General features: G+C 67.3%; 15 protein-coding genes and 1 riboswitch. Of the genes, 7 read left to right on the forward strand and 8 right to left on the reverse strand.

The window, feature by feature from the left end:
- The first annotated feature begins 59 nt into the window (after positions 1-59).
- Positions 60-1,403, forward strand: coding sequence for a glycerophosphodiester phosphodiesterase family protein (locus tag BO996_RS01850; protein ID WP_034397710.1), 1,344 nt, complete (start codon positions 60-62; stop codon positions 1,401-1,403).
- Between the two features lie 102 nt (positions 1,404-1,505).
- Here the strand turns inward: BO996_RS01850 and metH are convergent, their stop codons facing one another.
- Positions 1,506-4,235, reverse strand: a complete 2,730-nt coding sequence (metH, locus tag BO996_RS01855) for a methionine synthase (protein ID WP_083571109.1) — start codon at positions 4,233-4,235, stop codon at positions 1,506-1,508.
- A gap of 54 nt (positions 4,236-4,289) precedes the next feature.
- Positions 4,290-4,416: riboswitch (S-adenosyl-L-homocysteine riboswitch) on the reverse strand.
- A 277-nt stretch (positions 4,417-4,693) separates the two neighbouring features.
- On the opposite strand from metH, the gene BO996_RS01860 reads away from it, so the two are divergent.
- From BO996_RS01860 to BO996_RS01880, 5 genes are read left to right on the forward strand one after another with little or no spacing between them, the layout of a single operon-like run.
- Positions 4,694-5,500, forward strand: coding sequence for a FadR/GntR family transcriptional regulator (locus tag BO996_RS01860; protein ID WP_026062625.1), 807 nt, complete (start codon positions 4,694-4,696; stop codon positions 5,498-5,500).
- Positions 5,497-6,303, forward strand: coding sequence for a transporter substrate-binding domain-containing protein (locus BO996_RS01865; RefSeq protein ID WP_071953866.1), 807 nt, complete (start codon positions 5,497-5,499; stop codon positions 6,301-6,303). Before BO996_RS01860 ends, BO996_RS01865 begins: the two co-directional genes overlap by 4 nt.
- A 31-nt stretch (positions 6,304-6,334) precedes the next feature.
- Complete coding sequence (locus tag BO996_RS01870; RefSeq protein ID WP_071953867.1) at positions 6,335-7,063, forward strand: amino acid ABC transporter permease; 729 nt, start codon at positions 6,335-6,337, stop codon at positions 7,061-7,063.
- Positions 7,060-7,713: an amino acid ABC transporter permease gene (locus BO996_RS01875; RefSeq protein WP_071953868.1), complete on the forward strand. Its 654-nt coding sequence runs from the start codon at positions 7,060-7,062 to the stop codon at positions 7,711-7,713. The genes BO996_RS01870 and BO996_RS01875 overlap by 4 nt, the downstream gene beginning before the upstream one ends.
- Positions 7,700-8,446, forward strand: coding sequence for an amino acid ABC transporter ATP-binding protein (locus BO996_RS01880; RefSeq protein ID WP_016448706.1), 747 nt, complete (start codon positions 7,700-7,702; stop codon positions 8,444-8,446). The genes BO996_RS01875 and BO996_RS01880 overlap by 14 nt, the downstream gene beginning before the upstream one ends.
- Before the next feature lie 72 nt (positions 8,447-8,518).
- On the opposite strand, the gene BO996_RS01885 is transcribed toward BO996_RS01880, so the two are convergent.
- The 7 genes from BO996_RS01885 to urtA all read right to left on the reverse strand — a co-directional run bounded on the left by BO996_RS01885 (position 8,519) and on the right by urtA (position 15,217).
- Positions 8,519-8,878, reverse strand: a complete 360-nt coding sequence (locus tag BO996_RS01885) for an FmdB family zinc ribbon protein (protein WP_012202165.1) — start codon at positions 8,876-8,878, stop codon at positions 8,519-8,521.
- Positions 8,879-8,924: 46 nt separating this feature from the next.
- Entirely contained in the window at positions 8,925-10,154 is a 1,230-nt protein-coding gene (gene fmdA, locus BO996_RS01890) for a formamidase (protein ID WP_013800108.1), read from the reverse strand.
- Positions 10,155-10,190: 36 nt separating this feature from the next.
- Complete coding sequence (gene urtE, locus BO996_RS01895; RefSeq protein ID WP_012202163.1) at positions 10,191-10,880, reverse strand: urea ABC transporter ATP-binding subunit UrtE; 690 nt, start codon at positions 10,878-10,880, stop codon at positions 10,191-10,193.
- 20 nt (positions 10,881-10,900) lie between these two features.
- The gene (gene urtD, locus BO996_RS01900) at positions 10,901-11,644 is read right to left on the reverse strand and encodes an urea ABC transporter ATP-binding protein UrtD (RefSeq protein WP_012202162.1); all 744 of its coding nucleotides are present in this window, start codon (positions 11,642-11,644) and stop codon (positions 10,901-10,903) included.
- 19 nt (positions 11,645-11,663) lie between these two features.
- On the reverse strand, positions 11,664-12,854 hold the full coding sequence (gene urtC, locus BO996_RS01905) for an urea ABC transporter permease subunit UrtC (RefSeq protein WP_071953869.1): 1,191 nt from the start codon (positions 12,852-12,854) through the stop codon (positions 11,664-11,666).
- Between the two features lie 72 nt (positions 12,855-12,926).
- Positions 12,927-13,841 carry an urea ABC transporter permease subunit UrtB gene (urtB, locus tag BO996_RS01910; RefSeq protein ID WP_013800106.1) on the reverse strand — a complete coding sequence of 305 codons (915 nt, stop codon included), beginning with the start codon at positions 13,839-13,841 and terminating at the stop codon, positions 12,927-12,929.
- A 110-nt stretch (positions 13,842-13,951) separates the two neighbouring features.
- Positions 13,952-15,217: an urea ABC transporter substrate-binding protein gene (urtA, locus tag BO996_RS01915; protein ID WP_012202159.1), complete on the reverse strand. Its 1,266-nt coding sequence runs from the start codon at positions 15,215-15,217 to the stop codon at positions 13,952-13,954.
- 214 nt (positions 15,218-15,431) lie between these two features.
- Between urtA and BO996_RS01920 the strand changes: the two genes are divergently transcribed.
- Positions 15,432-18,932: a hybrid sensor histidine kinase/response regulator gene (locus BO996_RS01920; protein WP_071953870.1), complete on the forward strand. Its 3,501-nt coding sequence runs from the start codon at positions 15,432-15,434 to the stop codon at positions 18,930-18,932.
- Positions 18,933-18,951 lie beyond the last annotated feature (19 nt).

Consider the following 18,951-nt stretch of genomic DNA (forward strand, 5'->3'; position numbering starts at 1 on the left):
TTGGCGCATTGCGCGCCGTTCATCAACCCACCACTGCTTCGGATATGACCCAACGTCCTATGTCCTTTTCCCGCACTCCCCTGCTCGCGTCCCTGTGCGCGGCTGCAGTCCTCACGGCCTGCGGCGGTGACGGCGGCTCGTTCTACCTCACGCTCGACGGAAAGCAGCCCCAGGTGATCGCCCACCGCGGCTTCTCGGGCAAGTTCCCGGAGCAGACGCGCATGGCCTACGAGGCCGCCGCCGATGCAGGCGCGGACATGCTCGAACTCGACATGCACATGACGAAGGACTGCCAGCTGGTCGCCCGCCACAACGCCTGGCTCAGCGACAGCACCAACGTGGCCGACGTAGCCAAGACCAATGCCGAAGTGGCACGCCGCCAGCGCACCACGGCCGGCGTGCTGGTCAACGTGAAGTACCCCGCCGTGCCTGCCAACGGCCCCTCGCAATACCTGAGCGACCAGCTCGATGCCAACGATCCCAAGTCCGTGCTCAAGGCCCTGGTGGTCGATGGCGAGGACCATCGCAACGACTGGTCCATCAGCGACTTCACGCTGCAAGAGCTGCGCAGCTGGCTGACCGGCACCATCCTGGACAACCGCAGCGAGCGCCCCACCGAGTGGAACGGCAAGCTGCCCCTGATCAGCGCCCAGGACGTGCTGGACATCGCCGCCGCCAAGGGCAAGGCCCTGGGCCGCACCATCCCCGTCTACGCCGAGACCAAGAACCCCTACTGGAACAACCAGCAGGCGATCGCCAACGGCTGCGGCGCGCCCGGCTCGCGCCCGTTTGAAGACGCGGTGATCAAGCTGCTGGACCAGAACAAGCTCAACGCCAAGGACTCGGCCATCTACATCCAGAGCTTCGACCCGGCCAGCCTCAAGTACCTGCGCCAGGCCGGCATGAAGGCCAAGGGCGTGCAGCTGATCGACGGCAACGACTTCAGCCTGCGCGACGGCTCCATGGTCTACATCACCAACGATGAGTGGACCTTCATCAGCGGCCGCCCCTACAGCTGGACCCTGGCCGGCGACGCCCGCACCTTCGCCGCCATGCTCACGCCCGCAGGCCTGGCCGACATCAAGACCTATGCAGACGGCATCGGCCCCTGGAAGCCCCAGGTCCTGGCCCACTCCGTCGTGCCCTACAAGGACGGCGCCGGCCTCAAGGACGTGAACACCGTCAAGGACACGGGCCTGATCCGCGACGCCCACAAGGCCGGCCTGATCGTGCACAGCTTCACCTTCCGCAACGAGCCGGGCCGCCTGGCCGGCCTGTACAAGGGCGACCCCGTGCAGGAATACCTGACCTACTACCGCCTGGGCATCGACGGCGTGTTCACCGACTTCACGGACACGGCCGTGGCGGCGCGCAAGGCGTACAACAAGGAAATCGGGCTCTGATCGAGCGCTGAATGCCGCTGCGGCGGCGTCCATGAAAAAGCCAGGGCATGCCCTGGCTTTTTTCTTGCAACGCGCGGCACCAGTCCGCGCGGACAAACGTTCTCACCCCAGATTCGGCGCCAGCAACCGGCGCAGTTCCTCGATGTCCATGCCCCGGCGCGCGGCCATGTCGGCGAGCTGGTCCTCGCCGATCTCGCCGACGTTGAAGTAGACGGCGTCGGGGTGGCCGATGTAGAAGCCGCTGACGCTGGAGGCCGGGTTCATGGCCAGGCTTTCGGTCAGGGTCATGCCGATCTCGTCGGCCTTGAGCACGGCGAACAGGTCGGTCTTGGCACTGTGGTCGGGGCAGGCCGGGTAGCCGGGCGCGGGGCGCACGCCCTTGTACTGCTCCTTGATCAGCGCTTCGTTGCTGAGGTCCTCGTCGGGCGCATAGCCCCACAGGTCCTTGCGCACGCGCTGGTGCAGGCATTCGGCGAAGGCCTCGGCCAGGCGGTCGGCAAGGGCCTTGAACATGATGCCGGAGTAGTCGTCCAGCGCGTCCTGGAACTCCTTGTCCTTCTTCTCGGCGCCGATGCCGGCCGTGACGGCGAACAGGCCCGCGTAGTCGTGGATGCCCGATTCCTGGGTGGCCACGAAGTCGGACAGGCAGCGGCTGGGGCGCATCACGGGCTGGCCATCCGGGCCTTCCACCATCTGCTTTTCGGTCTGCTGGCGCATGCCGTACCAGGTCATCAGCACCTGGCTGCGGGACTCGTCGGCATAGAACTCGATGTCATCGCCCACGCGGTTGGCCGGGAACAGGCCGATGGCGCCGTTGGCCTGCAGCCAGCGGCCTTCGATGATTTTCTTGAGCATGGCCTGGCCGTCGGCCAGCACCTTGCGCGCCTCGACGCCGACGATCTCGTCGTCGAGGATGGCCGGATAGGGGCCGGCCAGGTCCCAGGTCTGGAAGAACGGGCCCCAGTCGATGTACTCGGCGATCTCGGCCAGGTCGAAGTTGCGGAACACGCGCCGGCCCAGGGCACGCGGCGCCACGGGGGCCTGGGAAAAGTCCACGGGCGTGGCGTTGGCGCGGGCCTTTGCCAGAGGCCACAGCGGTGTCTTCTTCTTGTTGGCGTGCTGGGTGCGGACCTTGTCGTAGTCGGCCTGGATCTCGGCCAGGTAGTTGCCCTTGTTCTCGCCCAGCAGGCTCTGGGCCACGCTGACGCTGCGCGAGGCATCGGGCACGTAGACCACGGGGCCTTCGTACTTGGGCGCGATCTTGACGGCGGTGTGCACGCGTGAGCAGGTGGCGCCGCCGATCAGCAGCGGAATCTTCTTGATGCGGAAGTAGTCGTCCTTGTGCATCTCGCCGGCGACGTATTGCATCTCTTCGAGGCTGGGCGTGATCAGGCCCGACAGGCCGATGATGTCCGCGCCCTCGGCCTTGGCCCGGGCCAGAATCTCATGGCAGGGCACCATCACGCCCATGTTGATGACCTCGAAGTTGTTGCACTGCAAAACCACGGTGACGATGTTCTTGCCGATGTCGTGCACGTCGCCCTTGACAGTGGCGATGACGATCTTGCCCTTGCTGGACACGTCCAGGCCCGCCGCTTCCTGCTGGCGCTTTTCCTCTTCGATGTAGGGCACGAGGTGGGCCACGGCCTGCTTCATCACGCGCGCCGACTTGACCACCTGGGGCAGGAACATCTTGCCGGCGCCGAACAGGTCGCCCACGATGTTCATGCCGTCCATGAGCGGACCTTCGATCACGTGCAGCGGGCGGCCGCCGCCCTGCACCACGATCTGCTGGTAGGCCTCTTCGGTGTCGACGACGATGAAGTCGGTGATGCCGTGCACCAGGGCGTGCGACAGGCGCTCGCCCACGGTCTTCGGGTTCTCGGGCGTGCCGCGCCATTCGAGCTTCTTGCTGTCGTCCTTGGCGGCGCCCTTGGCGGCGTCGGCAATCTCCAGCAGGCGCTCGGCGGCGTCAGGGCGGCGGTTGAGCACCACGTCTTCCACGCGCTCGCGCAGCTGGGGCTCCAGGTCGTCATAGACGCCGACCATGCCGGCGTTGACGATGCCCATGTCCATGCCCGCCGAGATGGCGTGGTACAGGAACACGGTGTGGATGGCCTCGCGCACGGGGTCGTTGCCGCGGAAGCTGAAGCTCACGTTGGAGACGCCGCCCGAGACCTTGGCGCCGGGCAGATTCTTCTTGATCCAGCGCACGGCCTCGATGAAGTCCACGGCGTAGTTGTCGTGTTCCTCGATGCCGGTGGCCACGGCGAAGATATTGGGGTCGAAGACGATGTCCTCGGGCGGGAAGCCCACCTCGTCCACCAGGATGCGGTAGGCGCGCTCGCAGATCTCGATCTTGCGCTGGTAGGTGTCGGCCTGGCCCTTCTCGTCGAAGGCCATGACCACGGCGGCCGCGCCGTAGCGCCTGATCAGCCGGGCCTGGCGCTTGAATTCATCCAGGCCTTCCTTCATGGAGATGGAGTTGACGATGCCCTTGCCCTGCAGGCAGCGCAGGCCGGCCTCGATGACCTCCCACTTGGAGCTGTCCACCATGACCGGCACCTTGGCGATGTCGGGCTCGGAGGCGATGAGGTTCAGGAAGCGCACCATGGCGGCCTTGCTGTCCAGCATGGCCTCGTCCATGTTCACGTCGATCACCTGGGCGCCGTTTTCCACCTGCTGGCGTGCCACGGACAGCGCTTCCTCGTACTGCTCGTTGAGGATCATGCGTGCAAAGGCCTTGGAGCCCGTGACGTTGGTGCGCTCGCCCACGTTGACGAACAGCGTGCCCTCGCCGATGGAGACAGGCTCCAGGCCCGACAGACGCATGGGAGGGGGAGTGAAAGAGGACGACATCAAGCTCACCTGCAAAAACGGCATGGCAACAGGTGAGCGTCGTTGGCACCGTGGGCGCGGTCCGGCCGGGAACCTGCACCTGGCCCAAGCCTGACGCGACACGCGATCCGGTGTACGGATGGGCGGGTGCCGCGCTGCAACGCTCCTCGGGCCAAAGCCCGGGATTCTACGGCGGCTGGCGGCGGCCTGCAGTGCGGGTTTTACGCCCGCATTCGGGGCAGGCCTGCACAAAGCCATGCGGCACTGCACCAAAGCGCGGCAGCGCGGGCCGCCGGCGGCGCCTTCGGGGCGGATTGTCGATGTCCCATCGCCCCGGATTCTTTGCAATGCCTGAAGACAACGCTCCTTTTTTTGCATCTGGCACGCAATTCGCTATCTGCTGGGTACGTGGTCTGACCAGTCAGGCCAAAACCCTCCACCCTCGCCAGCCCATGCAAAGCATTCCGATCTCGATGGCCCAGACGCTGCAGCAGCACATCCTGAGCGGCCACTACCCCGGCGGCAGCCAGCTGCCGCCGCAGCGCGAGCTGGCCCGGCAGCTGGGCATCAGCCGCGCTTCGCTGCGCGAGGCGCTGTCCATGCTGGAGGCCCTGGGCCTGGTCGAGATCCAGCCGGGCAAGGGCGTGCGCATCAACGGCCCGCACAGCGGCCGTGCACGCATGCACCGCGCCTATGCCACCCCGGCGCTGGGCACGCTGTCGCCGCGCCAGCTGATCGAGCTGCGCCTGGTGCTGGAGCCCGGCTGGGCCGCGCTGGCGGCCGTGCGCGCCGACGACAGCGGCCTGCGCCAGCTGCAATGGACCCAGTCCCAGCTGGCCCACGCCCTCGCCCGCAGCGACCTGCTGGCCGCCGCCGACGCCGATCTGCAGTTCCACCTGCTGCTGGCCCAGCTGTCGGGCAACCCGGGCCTGGTGGCCATGGCGCGCCAGCTGGAGCTGGCCATCAGCCACAGCCTGCGCCTGCCGTTTGCCTGGAGCGGCGCCGACGACCAGCCCGTGCGCGAGCACGACGCCATCGTGCAGGCCGTCTGCGCCGGCGATGCGCCGGGTGCCGCGGGCGCCATGCGCGCCCACCTGCTGTCGGCCGCCAGGCGCAGCGGCATCGATCTCGACACACCGGACGACGCGGCGGCGCCCGACGCAACGGCGCCCGACGCAACAGCGCCCGATACATCTGCGCCCGACCCTGACCCGCTTTCCTTTCGCCTCACCCCACCTTCCGAAGGAGCTTTCGCATGACTTCCCCCCTGACACCCCGCCGCGCATTCATCCGCACCGCCCTGGCGGCCGCCACCCTGGCCGCTGCCGGCCTGGGCGGCGCAGCCCATGCCGACATGCTGGCCAACATCCAGAAGGCCGGCGTGCTGCGCGTGGCGATTCCGCAGGACTTCCCGCCCTTCGGCTCGCTGGGCACCGACCTGAAGCTGCAGGGCTATGACATCGACATGGCCGCCCTGGTCGCCCAGGAGCTGGGCGTGAAGGTGGAGCTGGTGCCCGTGACCAGCACCAACCGCATCCCCTTCCTGACCACGGGCAAGGCCGACATCGTCATCTCCAGCCTGGGCAAGAACGCCGAGCGCGCCAAGGTGATCGACTTCACCCAGGCCTATGCACCCTTCCCCAAGAGCGTCTACGGCCCCAAGGACGTGAGCATCAAGGCCCCTGCCGACCTGGCCGGCAAGACCGTGGGCGTGACGCGCGGCTCCACCGAGGACCTGGCCCTCACGCAGGTGGCGCCGGCCTCGGCCACCATCAAGCGCTACGAGGACAACAACGCCACCGCGCAAAGCTATCTGACGGGCCAGGTGCAGCTGGTGACGCTGGGCAACATCGTGGCCAACGCCGTGAACGAGCGCACCAGGCTGCGCCAGCTGGACGCGAAGTTCGCAGTCGAGGACACGCCCTGCTACATCGGCGTGGCCAAGGGCGAGCCGGCGCTGCTGCAGAAGGTGGACGCCATCATCACCAAGCTCAAGGCCGACGGCCGCCTGACCGGCCTGTCCCAGCGCTGGATGAAGATGCCGCTGCCCGCCACCCTGTAACCGCTGCGCCCCTGCTCCCGGAAATCCCTCCATGGCCTATCAATTCGACTTCGGTGCCGTGTTCGACTACAGCGGCCTGCTGGCACAGGGCGCAGGCTTCACGCTGGTGCTGACGGCGGCGGGCGCCGTGCTGGGCGGCGCCATCGGCGTGGCCGGCGGCGTCAGCCGCGCCTGGCGCATTGCGCCGCTGCACTGGCTGTTCAAGGTGTACGTGGAGGGCATACGCAACACGCCCTTCCTGGTGCAGCTGATGTTCGTGTTCTTCGGCCTGCCTTCGCTGGGCGTGCAGATCAACGAATGGCAGGCCTGCCTGCTGACCACGGTGATCAACCTGGGCGCCTACATCACCGAGATCGTGCGCGCCGGCATCCAGGAGACGCCGCGCGGCCAGCTGGAAGCCGCTGGCGCGCTGGGCATGGGCCGCTGGGCGGTCTTCCGCCATGTGGTGCTGCGCCCTGCGCTGCAGCGGGTCTGGCCCTCGCTGAGCAGCCAGATCGTGATCGTGATGCTGGGCACCTCGGTGGTCTCGCAGATCGCCGCCCAGGACCTGACCTTCGCCGCCAACTTCATCCAGTCGCGCAACTTCCGCGCGTTCGAGACCTACCTGGTGGTGACGGCGGCGTACTTCGTGCTGGCCCTGGCACTGCGCCAGTTGCTGGCCTGGATAGGCCAGCGCTTCGTGGTGGGCCGCCGCACGCCGCGTGCAACCCGGCCCGCTGCACCTGCTGCACCCGCAACCACTGCCGGAGACGCCGCATGATTGCCGACATTCCCCTGCTGCCCATCCTGGCCAAGCTGGCCGAGGGCCTGCTAGCCACGCTGGCGCTGTCGCTGCTGGCCTTCGTGCTGGGCGGCGCCACCGGATTGCTGGTGCTGCTCGCCCGCGTGGGCCGCAGCCAGAACCTGCGCCGCCTGGCCAAGGCCTATATCCAGGCCTTCCAGAACACGCCGCTGCTGATGCAGATGTTCATCGTGTTCTTCGGCTCGTCCATGGCCGGCCTGGACATCTCGCCCTGGACGGCGGCCGCCATCGGCCTGACGCTGTACACCAGCGCCTACCTGGCCGAGGTCTGGCGCGGCTGCGTGGAGTCCATCCCCAGCGGCCAGTGGGAAGCCTCGTCCAGCCTGGCCATGGGCTACCTGCAGCAAATGCGCCATGTGGTGCTGCCGCAGGCGCTGCGCCTGTCGATAGCGCCCACGGTCGGCTTCTCGGTGCAGATCATCAAGGGCACGGCCGTGGCCTCGATCATCGGCTTCAGCGAGCTGACCAAGCTCGGCTCCATGCTGGCCAACGCCACCTTCCAGCCCTTCCTCATCTACGGCCTGGTCGCCGCAGGCTACTTCCTGCTGTGCTGGCCCCTGTCCCTCTACGCATCCCATCTGGAGAAGAAACTCTATGCCGCTCGTTGATGTGCGCGCCGTTCACAAGCATTACGGCAACAACCATGTGCTCAAGGGCGTGGACCTGAGCGTGGACAGCGGCCAGGTGGTCGCCATCATCGGCCGCAGCGGCTCGGGCAAGAGCACGCTGCTGCGCTCCATCAACGGGCTGGAGGCCATCCAGTCCGGCCAGATCGTGGTGGACGACGCCGTGCTCAAGGGCTCGGAGGGCAGCGCGCCCTCGCCCGCCCAGCTGCGCGCGCTGCGCCTGAACGTGGGCATGGTGTTCCAGCAGTTCAACCTGTTCCCCCACCTGACGGCGGGCGAGAACGTGGCCCTGTCGCCCACCGTGGTCAAGGGCGTGAAAAAGCCCGAGGCGGCGGCGCTGGCGCGCCAGATGCTGGCCAAGGTCGGCCTGGGCGACAAGTACGACAGCTACCCCGACCAGCTCAGCGGCGGCCAGCAGCAGCGCGTGGCCATTGCACGCGCGCTGGCCATGCAGCCCAAGGTGCTGCTGTGCGACGAGATCACCTCGGCCCTGGACCCGGAGCTGGTCAACGAGGTGCTGGCCGTGGTCAAGCAGCTCGCCGCCGAGGGCATGACGCTGATCATGGTCACGCACGAGATGCGCTTTGCCCGGGACGTGGGCGACCAGCTGGTGTTCATGCACCAGGGCCTGATCCATGAAAGCGGCCCGGCCAAGCAGCTGTTCGCCAGCCCGCAGACGCCGGAGCTGGCGGGCTTCATCGGCGCCGTGCATTGAGCGGGACGGCCAGGCAGGACAAAGGCCCGCGTCGCGGGCCTTTTTTGCATCGGTGCGGCGCAGGGGCCGCGGTCAGTGGCTGATCATCCAGGGCCGCTTGGTCGGGAAGGTCTTGGCGCCGTTGGGCGCCGTGACCGTGGAGCCGCGCTTGCTGGCACCGCTGCAGCAGCCGCAGCCCGAAGGGTGGCGCATGCGCGCGTAGCTGCCCTCGGCCACATCGCGTGAGCGCCTGGGCTCGTGCCGGGCGCGCTCGTTGGTGTCGTGGGCGCGGCGCTGTTCGGGGCTGGTGCAGGCCAGGCGCGGCGCGCTGACGAAGACGCGGGGCGAGGCCGCCTCGCAGCTGGGGCAGGGCGCGGGCTCGTTGCGCTGTGAGAGGCTGCGCAGCGCGTCGAAGCCGCCGCATGCGGTGCAGTGGTAGTCATAGGTGGGCATGGGCGGCCTCTGGCGGATGGTGGATGGCGGGTGTCGTATGTCGGGCTTACTTGTCCTGGGCGATGGGCAGGTCCACCCCGCCCGTGATGATCTTCTGTGGTCCCTCGGCCGTGGGATTGATGTCGAAGTCGAAGATCTCCGTGGGCAGCCACAGCGTGGCGCAGGCATTGGGCACGTCCACCACGCCGCTGATGTGGCCCTGCACGGGCGCCGTGCCCAGCAGCGAGTAGGCCTGGGCGCCGCTGTAGCCGAATTTCTTCAGGTACTCGATGGCGTTCAGGCAGGCCTGGCGGTAGGCCACGGTCACGTCCAGGTAGTGCTGCTTGCCCTTTTCGTCCACCGAGATGCCTTCGAAGATCAGGTAGTCCTTGTAGTTGGGCGTCATGGGGCTGGGCTTGAAGATGGGGTTCTTGATGCCGTACTTGGCCATGCCGCCCTTGATCAGCGAGACCTTCATGTGCACCCAGCCGGCCATCTCGATGGCGCCGCAGAAGGTGATCTCGCCATCGCCCTGGCTGAAGTGCAGGTCGCCCACGCTCAGGCCCGCGCCGTCCACGTAGACGGGGAAGAACACGCGCGAACCGCGCGAGAGGTCCTTGATGTCGCAGTTACCGCCATGCTCGCGCGGCGGCACGGTGCGCGCGCCTTCGGCGGCGGCCTTGTCGCGCGCCTCGCCCTGCATCTGGCCCATGTGGGCGGTGGTGGCGTTGGGCGGGTTGGCCAGGCCGGGAATGCGGTCGGGGTCGGTGGCGATGAGGCCGGTCTCGCGCTCGTTCCAGCTGGCCAGCATCTTGGGGTCGGGCAGGCAGCCGATCAGCCCCGGGTGGATGAGGCCTGCGAAGTTGACGCCGGGGATGTGGCGGCTCTTGGTGAACATGCCGTGGAAGTCCCAGATGGACTTCTGGGCCAGCGGGAAATGCTCGTCCAGGAAGCCGCCGCCATTTTGCTTGGAGAAAAAGCCGTTGAAGCCCCAGAGGCTGTCGTCGCGCGCGCCGATGTCCAGCAGGTCCACCACCAGCAGGTCGCCGGGCTGCGCGCCCTTCACGCCCACGGGGCCGGACAGGAAGTGGACGGTGGACAGGTCCACGTCGCGCACGTCTTCGGCGCTGTCGTCGTTCTTGATGGCGCCGCCGGTCCAGTCATAGGTCTCCAGCTTGAACTCCGCGCCCGGCTCCACCCAGACCGCCATGGGAATGTCGGGATGCCAGCGGTTGTGCACCTGCGGGTTGTCGTAGGGGGACTGGTTGAGATCGACCTTGATCAGGGTTTCGGCCATGGTGTGCTCCTTGCGATGGCAGTGGGAAAAAACGGATCAGACGGAGAGGTAGGACTTGATGCGCTGCTCGTCGGTATCGGCACGCGCGGTTTCATGTACCAATCTCCCGCCCTCGATGACGAACAGCCGGTCGGCCACATCCATTGCGAAGGAAAGCACCTGCTCGCTGACCACGATGGTGATGCGGCGCAGCTTGCGGATCTCGTTGAGCGCCTTGGCGATGTCCTTGATGATGGAAGGCTGTATGCCCTCGGTGGGCTCGTCCAGCAGCAGCACCTTGGGGTCGGTGACCAGGGCGCGCGCAATGGCCAGCTGCTGCTGCTGCCCGCCCGAGAGGTTGCCGCCCTTGCGCCGGCGCATGTCCCAGAGCACGGGGAACAGGGCGTAGATGTCGTCGGGCACCTGGCGCGTCTTCGCGTTCTCCAGGCCCGTCTGTATGTTCTCCTCCACGGTCAGCGTGGGGAAGATCATGCGGCCCTGGGGCACGTAGGCAATGCCCTTGGCCACGCGCCGGAAGCTCTCGTCCTTCGTGACGTCCTGGCCGGCCACGGTGATCTGGCCGCTCTTGGCGGGCATGACGCCCATCAGGCTTTTGAACAGCGTGGTCTTGCCCATGCCGTTGCGGCCCATGATGGCCACGGTTTCGTTCTCGCGGCCCTCGAAGCTGATGCCGTGCAGCGCCTCGCTCTGGCCATAGGCCACGTACAGATCCTTGACTTGCAGCATGTGAATTCCTTGTGCGTGCCTCAGTGGCCGAGGTAGACGTCGATGACCTTGGGGTCGGCCTGCACCTTGTCCATGGGACCCTCGGCGAGGATCTTTCCCTGGTGCATGACGGTGACCTTGTGCGCGATGCGCGCGACGAACTCCATGTCGTGCTCGATGACGATGACGGAGCGGTTCTTGCAGATGCGCTGCAGCAGCTCGGCCGTCAGTTCGCGCTCGCGGGCGCTCATGCCGGCGATGGGCTCGTCCAGCATCAGCAGCTCGGGCTCCTGCATGAGCAGCATGCCGATCTCCAGCCACTGCTTCTGGCCATGGCTGAGCAGGCCGGCCTCGGTGTCCAGGCGCTCGTCCAGGCCGATGTCGGCGGCCACGGCCTGCACGCGGTCGCGCACCGCCTCCGTGCACTTGAAGGCCAGCGCGCCGAAGACCGAGCGGCCTTGCGGGTAGGAGACCTCCAGGTTCTGGAAGACCGACAGGTTCTCGTAGATGGACGGCGTCTGGAACTTGCGCCCGATCCCCAGGCGCACGCGCTTGTGCTCGGCCATGCGCGTGAGTTCCTCGTTCTTGAACTTGATGCTGCCGGCCGTGGCGCGGGTCTTGCCGCAGATCAGGTCCAGCAGCGTGGTCTTGCCCGCGCCGTTGGGACCGATGATGACGCGCAGCTCGTTCTTGTCGATGTACAGGTTCAGCGCGTCGATGGCCTTGAAGCCGTCGAAGGAGACCGTCAGGTCTTCCACGGCCAGCGTGAAGTCGGTATTGCTCATGGTGTGCTCCCGCTGTGGTTCAGGCGCCCTGGCGGCCCATGCCTTCGGACAGGGCGGACGTGGGCTTGGTGGCGGCCGGGGCCGGGGCAGGTGCTGCCTGGGCTAGCTGCGCTGCGCCAGGTGCCGTGCCCTTGCGGCGGCTGTTCCACCAGGGAACGATGCGGCTTTCCCACAGGCCGGCCAGCCCCATCGGGAAGGCCATGGTCACGCCGATGAACAGGCCCGCCATGAGGAACAGCCACAGGTCCGGGAAGCTCTCCGAGAAATAGGTCTTGCCCGCGTTGACCAGCAGCGTGCCGTACACGGCGCCCACCAGGCTCATGCGCCCGCCCACGGCGGCGTAGATGACCATCTCGATGGAGGGCACGATGCCCACGAAGCTGGGCGACATGAAGCCCACCTGCAGCGTGAACATGGCGCCGCCTATGCCCGACAGCGCAGCGGCCAGGCAGAACACGAAGACCTTGAAGTTGGCCACGTCGTAGCCGGAAAAGCGCACGCGGTCTTCCTTGTCGCGCATGGCCAGCAGCAGGGTGCCCACCTTGCCGGTCTGTATCCAGCGGCACAGCACGATGGCGCCGATCAGCAGGGCCACGCAGACGTAGTAGAGGATGTACTTGGCGCTGTCCGTGCGCGTGTCCCAGCCCCACAGGGTCTTGAGGTCGGTCATGCCGTTGACGCCGCCCGTGTAGCCCTGCTGGCCGATGATGAGCACGGTGACGATCAGTGCCACGGCCTGCGTGATGATGGCGAAGTACACGCCGCCCACGCGGCGCTTGAACATGGCGAAGCTGATGAGCCAGGCCAGCAGCGTGGGCACGGCGATGACGGCGGCCAGCGAGAACGGCAGGCTCTTGAAGGGCAGCCAGAACGAGGGCAGCTCGGTCAGCTGGTTCCAGTCCATGAAGTCGGGGATGCCGGGCGTGGACTGGATCTTGGTGCTGATGGGGTCGGACGCCTCCAGCTTCAGGAACATGGCCATGGCATAGCCGCCCAAGCCGAAGAACACGCCCTGGCCCAGGCTGAGCACGCCGCCATAGCCCCAGACCATGACCAGGCCGATGGCGACGAAGGCATAGGTCAGGTACTTGCCGACCAGGTTGAGGCGGAAGATGTCCAGCGCCAGGGGCAGCACCACCGCCAGCAGGACGGTGAGCAGCACCAGGCTGGCGAGCTGGTAGCGCTGTATCCAGGCTTTGAGGGCTTGCATGGAATGACTCCGGTGAACTCAGGGGAAATCGGGGGAACGCGGGGGAATTCGTGGACAGGGCAGGCGCCGGGATCAGCGCCGCACCTTGGACGCGAACAGGCCCTGGGGACGCAGCATCAGGATGAAGACGATCAGCGACAGCGTGATCACCTTGGCCATGGAGCCCGCGAGGAAGAACTCGGTGATGGACTGCGTCTGCGCAATGCCGAAGGCCGAGACCACGGTGCCCAGCAGGCTGGCCGCGCCGCCGAAGGTGACCACCAGGAAGGCGTCCACGATGTACAGCGAGCCCGAGGTGGGGCCGGTGGAGCCGATGGTGGTGAAGGCCGCGCCCGCCACGCCTGCGATGCCGCAGCCGATGGCAAAGGTCAGGCGGTCGGTCTTCTTGGTGTCGATGCCGATGGCATTGGCCATCACGCGGTTGCTGACCGTGGCACGCACGCGCAGGCCCCAGCGGCTCTTGTGCAGCGCGATCAGCACGCCGGCCGTGACCACCGCGGTCAGCGCCAGCACGAACAGGCCGTTGATGGGAATGTCCAGCCCCTCGGCCGGCGCCCACGAGCCCATCAGCCAGTCAGGCAGGGTGGGGCTGACTTCCTTGGGGCCGATGAAGGTGCGAAAGCACTGCTGCAGCGCCAGGCTCACGCCCCAGGTGGCCAGCAGCGTGTCCAGCGGGCGCTTGTAGAGGTGGCGGATCAGCCCCCACTCCACCAGCCAGCCGGCCGCGAAGGCGAACAGGAAGGCGGCCACGATGGCCAGCGGGAAGTAGTAGGGCATGAACTCGGGCGCGTGCTGCGCCGTGAGCGTGGAGCCCAGGTAGATGGTGTAGGCGCCAATGGTCATGAACTCGCCATGCGCCATGTTGATCACGCCCATCTGGCCAAAGATGATGGCCAGGCCCAGGCCCATCAGCAGCAGCACGGCGAACAGGCTCAGCCCCGCGAAGCCCTGCATCAGGCCGATGTTCATCATGTCGGAAAAACTCATGGTGCTGCTCCTGCGCGCAAGCCAATCGGGAGAGGGGGAAACGATTCACGCGGCAGCCCGCCCACCAGGCCGCAGGCCGCCACGCATCACCTGCCTGAACGGATCAGGGCTTACTGGTAACCCTTGGGGAAGGGATCGGGTTTGATGAGTTCAGGCGACTCCGAGACCACCTTGAACGTGCCGTCCGGCTGCCCCACGGCAATGCGCGACTTGCTCCACAGGTGGTGGTTGGCGTCCACCTTCACGTAGCCTTCGGGCGCGGTCTTGAGCTCCAGCCCCGGCGATGCGGCCACCACCTTGTCCACGTCGAAGCTCTTGGCCTTTTCCACGGCGGCCTTCCACAGCCAGGGGCCCAGGTAGCCGGCCTGGGTGACGTCGCCGATGACAGCATTGGGGCCGTACTTGGCCTTGAAGGCGGCCACGAACTTCTTGTTGTTCTCGTTGTCCAGCGTCTGGAAGTACTTCATCGAGGAGTAGAAGCCCGTGAAGTTCTCGCCACCCACGCCGGTCATCTCGTCCTCGGTCACCGACAGCGTGACCAGCAGTTGCTTGTCACCCGTGATGCCTGCGGCCTTGAGCGCCTTGTAGAAGGCCACGTTGGAGCCGCCCACCACGGCCACGAAAATGCAGTCCGGCTTTTGCAGCTTGATCTTGTTGACCAGCGAGCCGAAGTTGGTGCTGCCCAGCGGGTAGTACTCCTCGCCGACGACCTTGCCCTTCTGGAAGTTCTCGATGTGCTTGCGCGCGATCTTCATCGAGGTGCGCGGCCAGATGTAGTCCGAGCCGATCAGGAAGAAGGTCTTGGCCTTCTTCTCGGCCTTGGCCCAGTCCAGGCTGTACAGGATCTGCTGCGTGGCTTCCTGGCCCGTGTAGATCACGTTCTTGGACTGCTCCAGGCCTTCGTAGAAGGTGGGGTAGTACAGCAGGCCGTTTTCCTTCTCGAACACGGGCAGCACGGCCTTGCGCGAGGCGCTGGTCCAGCAGCCGAAGACGGCGGCGCAGCGGTCGTTGATGAGCAGTTTCTTGGACTTCTCGGCGAAGGTGGGCCAGTCGGAGGCGCCGTCTTCCTTGATCACGCGGATCTTGCGGCCCAGGATGCCGCCCATGGCGTTGATCTGGTCGATGGCCAGTTGCTCGGCCTGGATGGAGCCGGTCTCGGAGATCGCCATGGTGCCCGTGGCCGAGTGCAGCTGGCCCACGACGACCTCGGTATCGGTCACGGCCAGCTTGGTGGTGTTGACCTGGGCCGTGGGCTGGGCGAAGGACCAGGCCGGCAGCCCGGCCACCGAGGCGGCGCCAAGCGCCTGCAGGACGCGGCGGCGGCCCATTTCCGTGCCGGGGGAACCAGGTGTGCGGGGGTCGGAGGGGTGGCTCATGGTGACTCTCCTGTAAGGATCGGTTGGGTGATCTGCAAGTGGCTGAAAACTGGCGTTGCGGTTACGGCTTGTTTCCGCGCTGGGTCCAAGATTAGGAAGAACCCTTGAAACCGCCCATACGTCAATTGACGTAGCCATCTGCGTACGCACCCCGCGCACTCCTCTTGAAAGCCGCGCCAGCATTGGCCCCGCACGTTTCTTGCTAGACCTGGGAATGCACTCCGCACCCCCGCCCGACAGCCCCGCCAGCACCTCGCCCGCGCCGCAGACCATCTTTCGGTTCCGGCGCGAATACAACGCCTGGGTGGCCGACGAGACCATGGAGGACTACGCGCTGCGCTACACGCCGCGCAGCTTCCGGCGCTGGAGCGAGTTCCGCGTGGCCAACACGGCCTTCGGCTCGCTGTCCTTCCTGGCGCTGGAGGCGATCGGCGGCGCCATTGCGCTGAACTACGGCTTTGCCAACGCCATGTGGGCCATCGTCACCGTGGGCCTGGTGATCTTCCTGACGGGGCTGCCCATCGCCGTCTGCGCGGCGCGCTACGGACTGGACATGGACCTGCTGACGCGGGGCGCGGGCTTCGGCTACCTGGGCTCGACCATCACCTCGCTGATCTACGCCGTCTTCACCTTCATCTTCTTTGCGCTGGAGGCGGCCATCATGGCGCTGGCCCTGCAGCTGGTGGTGGACTGGCCGCTGCAGTGGTGCTATGCGTTGTCGGCCCTGGTGGTGCTGCCGCTGGCCATGCGCGGCATCACGCTGATCTCGCGCCTGCAGGCCTGGACGCAGCCGCTGTGGCTGTTCCTGCTGGTGCTGCCCTTCGTGTGGATGGCGCTGTCCCAGCCCCAGCTGTACCGCGACTTCGCCAGCCTCACCGGCCTGCGCTCGGGCAGCAGCCAGTTCGATCCGCTGATGTTCGGCGCGGCGGCGGCCGTGATCTTCGCGCTGGTGGTGCAGATCGGCGAGCAGGTGGACTTCCTGCGCTTTCTGCCGCCGCGCACCCGGGCCAACCGCCTGCGCTGGTGGGGCGCGGTGCTGGTGGCCGGGCCGGGCTGGGCCGTGATGGGCATGCTCAAGATGGCGGGCGGCGCGTTTCTCGCCTTCGCGGCCATGCAGCTGGAGGGGGTGGATGCCTCGCGCGCGGCCGAGCCCACGCAGATGTTCCTGGTGGGCTTCCAGCAGGTGCTGCAGGCCCTGGGCCTGCCGGGGCTGGCCGTGGCGGTGACCGTGGTCTTCGTGGTCATCTCGCAGGTCAAGATCAACGTGACCAATGCCTACGCGGGGTCGCTTGCCTGGTCCAACTTCTTCGCGCGCATCACGCGCAGCCATCCAGGGCGCGTGGTGTGGATGGTGTTCAACGTGGTCATCGCCACCTTGCTGATGACGCTGGGCGTGTTCGGCGCGCTGGAGAAGGTGCTGACCATCTACAGCAACGTGGCCATCGCCTGGGTGGGTGCGCTGGTGGCCGACCTGGTCATCAACAAGCCGCTGGGACTGAGCCCGCCGGGCATCGAGTTCCGCCGTGCCCATCTGTACGACTTCAATCCCGTGGGCCCGGGCGCCATGCTGCTAGCCGCCGCCGTGGCCTGCTGCGCCTATGCGGGCCTGCTGGGCGAGACGGCGGCCGCGTTCTCGCCCTTCATCGCGCTGGCGCTGTCCATGCTGCTGTCGCCGCTGCTGGCCTGGCTGACGGGCGGGCGCTACTACCTGGCGCGGCCCGCAGGCAACCTGTGGAAGCCCGGCGAGACCGTGCGCTGCGCCGTCTGCCAGAAGCATTTCGAATCCGAGGACATGGCGCACTGCCCCGCCTACGGCGCGCCCATCTGCTCGCTGTGCTGCTCGCTGGAGTCGCGCTGCCATGACCGCTGCAAGACCGGCTCGCGCGCAGGCGAGCAGTTGCATGCGCTGGCCTCGGCCCTGCTGCCGCCGCGCTGGGCGACCAAGGTGAACTTCCGCGCGGGCCAGTACCTGGTGGTGATGCTGTCGCTGTGCGCGGTGACGGCCTTCATGGTGGGCGTGGTCTACATGCAGGAAAGCCTGCAGGCAGGCAGCGTCGATGGCGGCGCGCTGCGCATCCCCTTCCTCAAGGTCTTCGCGCTGCTGGCCCTGCTGTGCGCCGTGGCCGCCTGGTGGGTGGTGCTGAGCACGGACAGCCGGCGCATGGCCCAGGACGAGTCCGAGCGCCAGAACCAGCTGCTGCTGCAGGAGATCGCCGCCCACAAGCGCACCGATGCCGAGCTGCAGGCCGCCAAGGACCATGCCGAGCAGGCCAGCCAGGCCAAGACCCGCTATGTGGCCGGCATGACGCACGAGCTGCGCTCGCCGCTCAACAGCCTGCTGGGCTATACGCAGATCCTGCTCAAGAGCCCGCAGGTCGATGGCTGGGTGCGCGAGACCCTGTCCACCATGCAGCACAGCGGCCAGCACCTGCGCGCGCTGATCGACGAATCGCTGGAGCTGGCCAGCATCGAGGCCGGCCGCCTGCGCCTGGACCTCGCCCCCCTGCCCCTGCCCGCGCTGATCGACGGCATCGAGGCCATGATGCGGCCCCAGGCACAGGCCAGGGGGCTGCAGTTCTCGGTCGAGACGCTGGGCACCATGCCGCGCTGGGTGCGGGCCGACGCCAAGCGGCTGCGCCAGATCCTGATCAACCTGCTGTCCAACGCCGTGCGCTTCACCCAACGCGGCGAGGTGCGGCTGCGCATGGACTTCAGGCCCCATGTCTCGCGCATCGAGGTCATCGATACCGGCATCGGGATCGAACCGCAGGACATGGAGCGCATCTTCGTGCCCTTCGAGCGCGGCAGCGCGGGGCGGCGCGTCAGCGAGGCGGGCACGGGCCTGGGGCTGACCATCACCCACCTGCTGACCGAGCTGATGGGCGGGCAGCTCACCCTGAGCAGCACGCCCGGCGAGGGCAGCTGCTTCACCGTGCGCCTGTACCTGCCCGAGATGGCGCCCGACGCGTCCTGGGTCCCTCCGGGCGCCGCCGCCACGCTGCACACCGTCATCGGCTATCTGCCGCCCCGGCGCACCCTGCTGGTGGTGGACGACCAGCCGCTGCAGCGCCAGCTGCTGGCCGGCCTGCTGCTGCCGCTGGGCTTCGAGATCCGCGAGGCCGCCAGCGGCCGCGAGTGCCTGGAGATCGTGGAGCAAAGCCCGCCCGACCTGGTGCTGCTGGACATCAGCATGGACGACCTGGACGGCTGGCAGACCGCCGCCCTGCTGCGCGCGCGCTGGGATGCGCAGCAGCTGCCCGTGGTCTTCGTCTCGGCCAACCTGTTCGACAACGACCCGCCGCGCCTGGCCGATGCGCGCTGCCAGGGCTTTGTCGCCAAGCCCGTGACCGAGTCCGAGCTGCTGCAGGTGCTCGAGCGCGTGCTGCGGCTGGAATGGGTGCATGACAACCGCCCGGTGCTGCTGCCGGCGCCGCGTGCAGAGCAGGCAGAGGCCAAGGCAGAGGAGGCGCCGGCAGCCGCCCCCTTCCCGCCCGATCTGCGTGAAGACCTGGCCCGGCTGGCGCGCTCGGGCCAGGCCACCGCCCTGCGCGAGCGCCTGCGCCAGGCGCGCCAGCAGGCGCCCGCGCATGCCGCGCTGCTCGATGCGCTGCAGGCCTGCGCGAACCGCTTCGACTTCGATGCGCTGGCGCGCATGCTGCCGCGGCCCGAGCAAGAGGATGAAGAAGACGAAGAAAGAGAGGAGACCGATGAATGAGAACCCGCAAAGGCCACAG

Source organism: Delftia sp. HK171 (genome assembly GCF_001886655.1).
Classification (GTDB): domain Bacteria; phylum Pseudomonadota; class Gammaproteobacteria; order Burkholderiales; family Burkholderiaceae_C; genus Comamonas; species Comamonas acidovorans.

What these genes read in the sequence shown, in the direction of transcription:
- metH (WP_083571109.1), bottom strand. Translation starts at nt 4,235, where the DNA reads ATGCGTCTGTCGGGCCTGGAGCCTGTCTCCATCGGCGAGGGCACGCTG.
- BO996_RS01870 (WP_071953867.1), top strand. Translation starts at nt 6,335, where the DNA reads ATGGCCTATCAATTCGACTTCGGTGCCGTGTTCGACTACAGCGGCCTG.
- urtE (WP_012202163.1), bottom strand. Translation starts at nt 10,880, where the DNA reads ATGCTGCAAGTCAAGGATCTGTACGTGGCCTATGGCCAGAGCGAGGCG.
- BO996_RS01860 (WP_026062625.1), top strand. Translation starts at nt 4,694, where the DNA reads ATGCAAAGCATTCCGATCTCGATGGCCCAGACGCTGCAGCAGCACATC.
- urtC (WP_071953869.1), bottom strand. Translation starts at nt 12,854, where the DNA reads ATGCAAGCCCTCAAAGCCTGGATACAGCGCTACCAGCTCGCCAGCCTG.
- BO996_RS01850 (WP_034397710.1), top strand. Translation starts at nt 60, where the DNA reads ATGTCCTTTTCCCGCACTCCCCTGCTCGCGTCCCTGTGCGCGGCTGCA.
- BO996_RS01880 (WP_016448706.1), top strand. Translation starts at nt 7,700, where the DNA reads ATGCCGCTCGTTGATGTGCGCGCCGTTCACAAGCATTACGGCAACAAC.
- urtD (WP_012202162.1), bottom strand. Translation starts at nt 11,644, where the DNA reads ATGAGCAATACCGACTTCACGCTGGCCGTGGAAGACCTGACGGTCTCC.
- BO996_RS01865 (WP_071953866.1), top strand. Translation starts at nt 5,497, where the DNA reads ATGACTTCCCCCCTGACACCCCGCCGCGCATTCATCCGCACCGCCCTG.
- fmdA (WP_013800108.1), bottom strand. Translation starts at nt 10,154, where the DNA reads ATGGCCGAAACCCTGATCAAGGTCGATCTCAACCAGTCCCCCTACGAC.
- urtB (WP_013800106.1), bottom strand. Translation starts at nt 13,841, where the DNA reads ATGAGTTTTTCCGACATGATGAACATCGGCCTGATGCAGGGCTTCGCG.
- BO996_RS01920 (WP_071953870.1), top strand. Translation starts at nt 15,432, where the DNA reads ATGCACTCCGCACCCCCGCCCGACAGCCCCGCCAGCACCTCGCCCGCG.
- BO996_RS01885 (WP_012202165.1), bottom strand. Translation starts at nt 8,878, where the DNA reads ATGCCCACCTATGACTACCACTGCACCGCATGCGGCGGCTTCGACGCG.
- BO996_RS01875 (WP_071953868.1), top strand. Translation starts at nt 7,060, where the DNA reads ATGATTGCCGACATTCCCCTGCTGCCCATCCTGGCCAAGCTGGCCGAG.
- urtA (WP_012202159.1), bottom strand. Translation starts at nt 15,217, where the DNA reads ATGAGCCACCCCTCCGACCCCCGCACACCTGGTTCCCCCGGCACGGAA.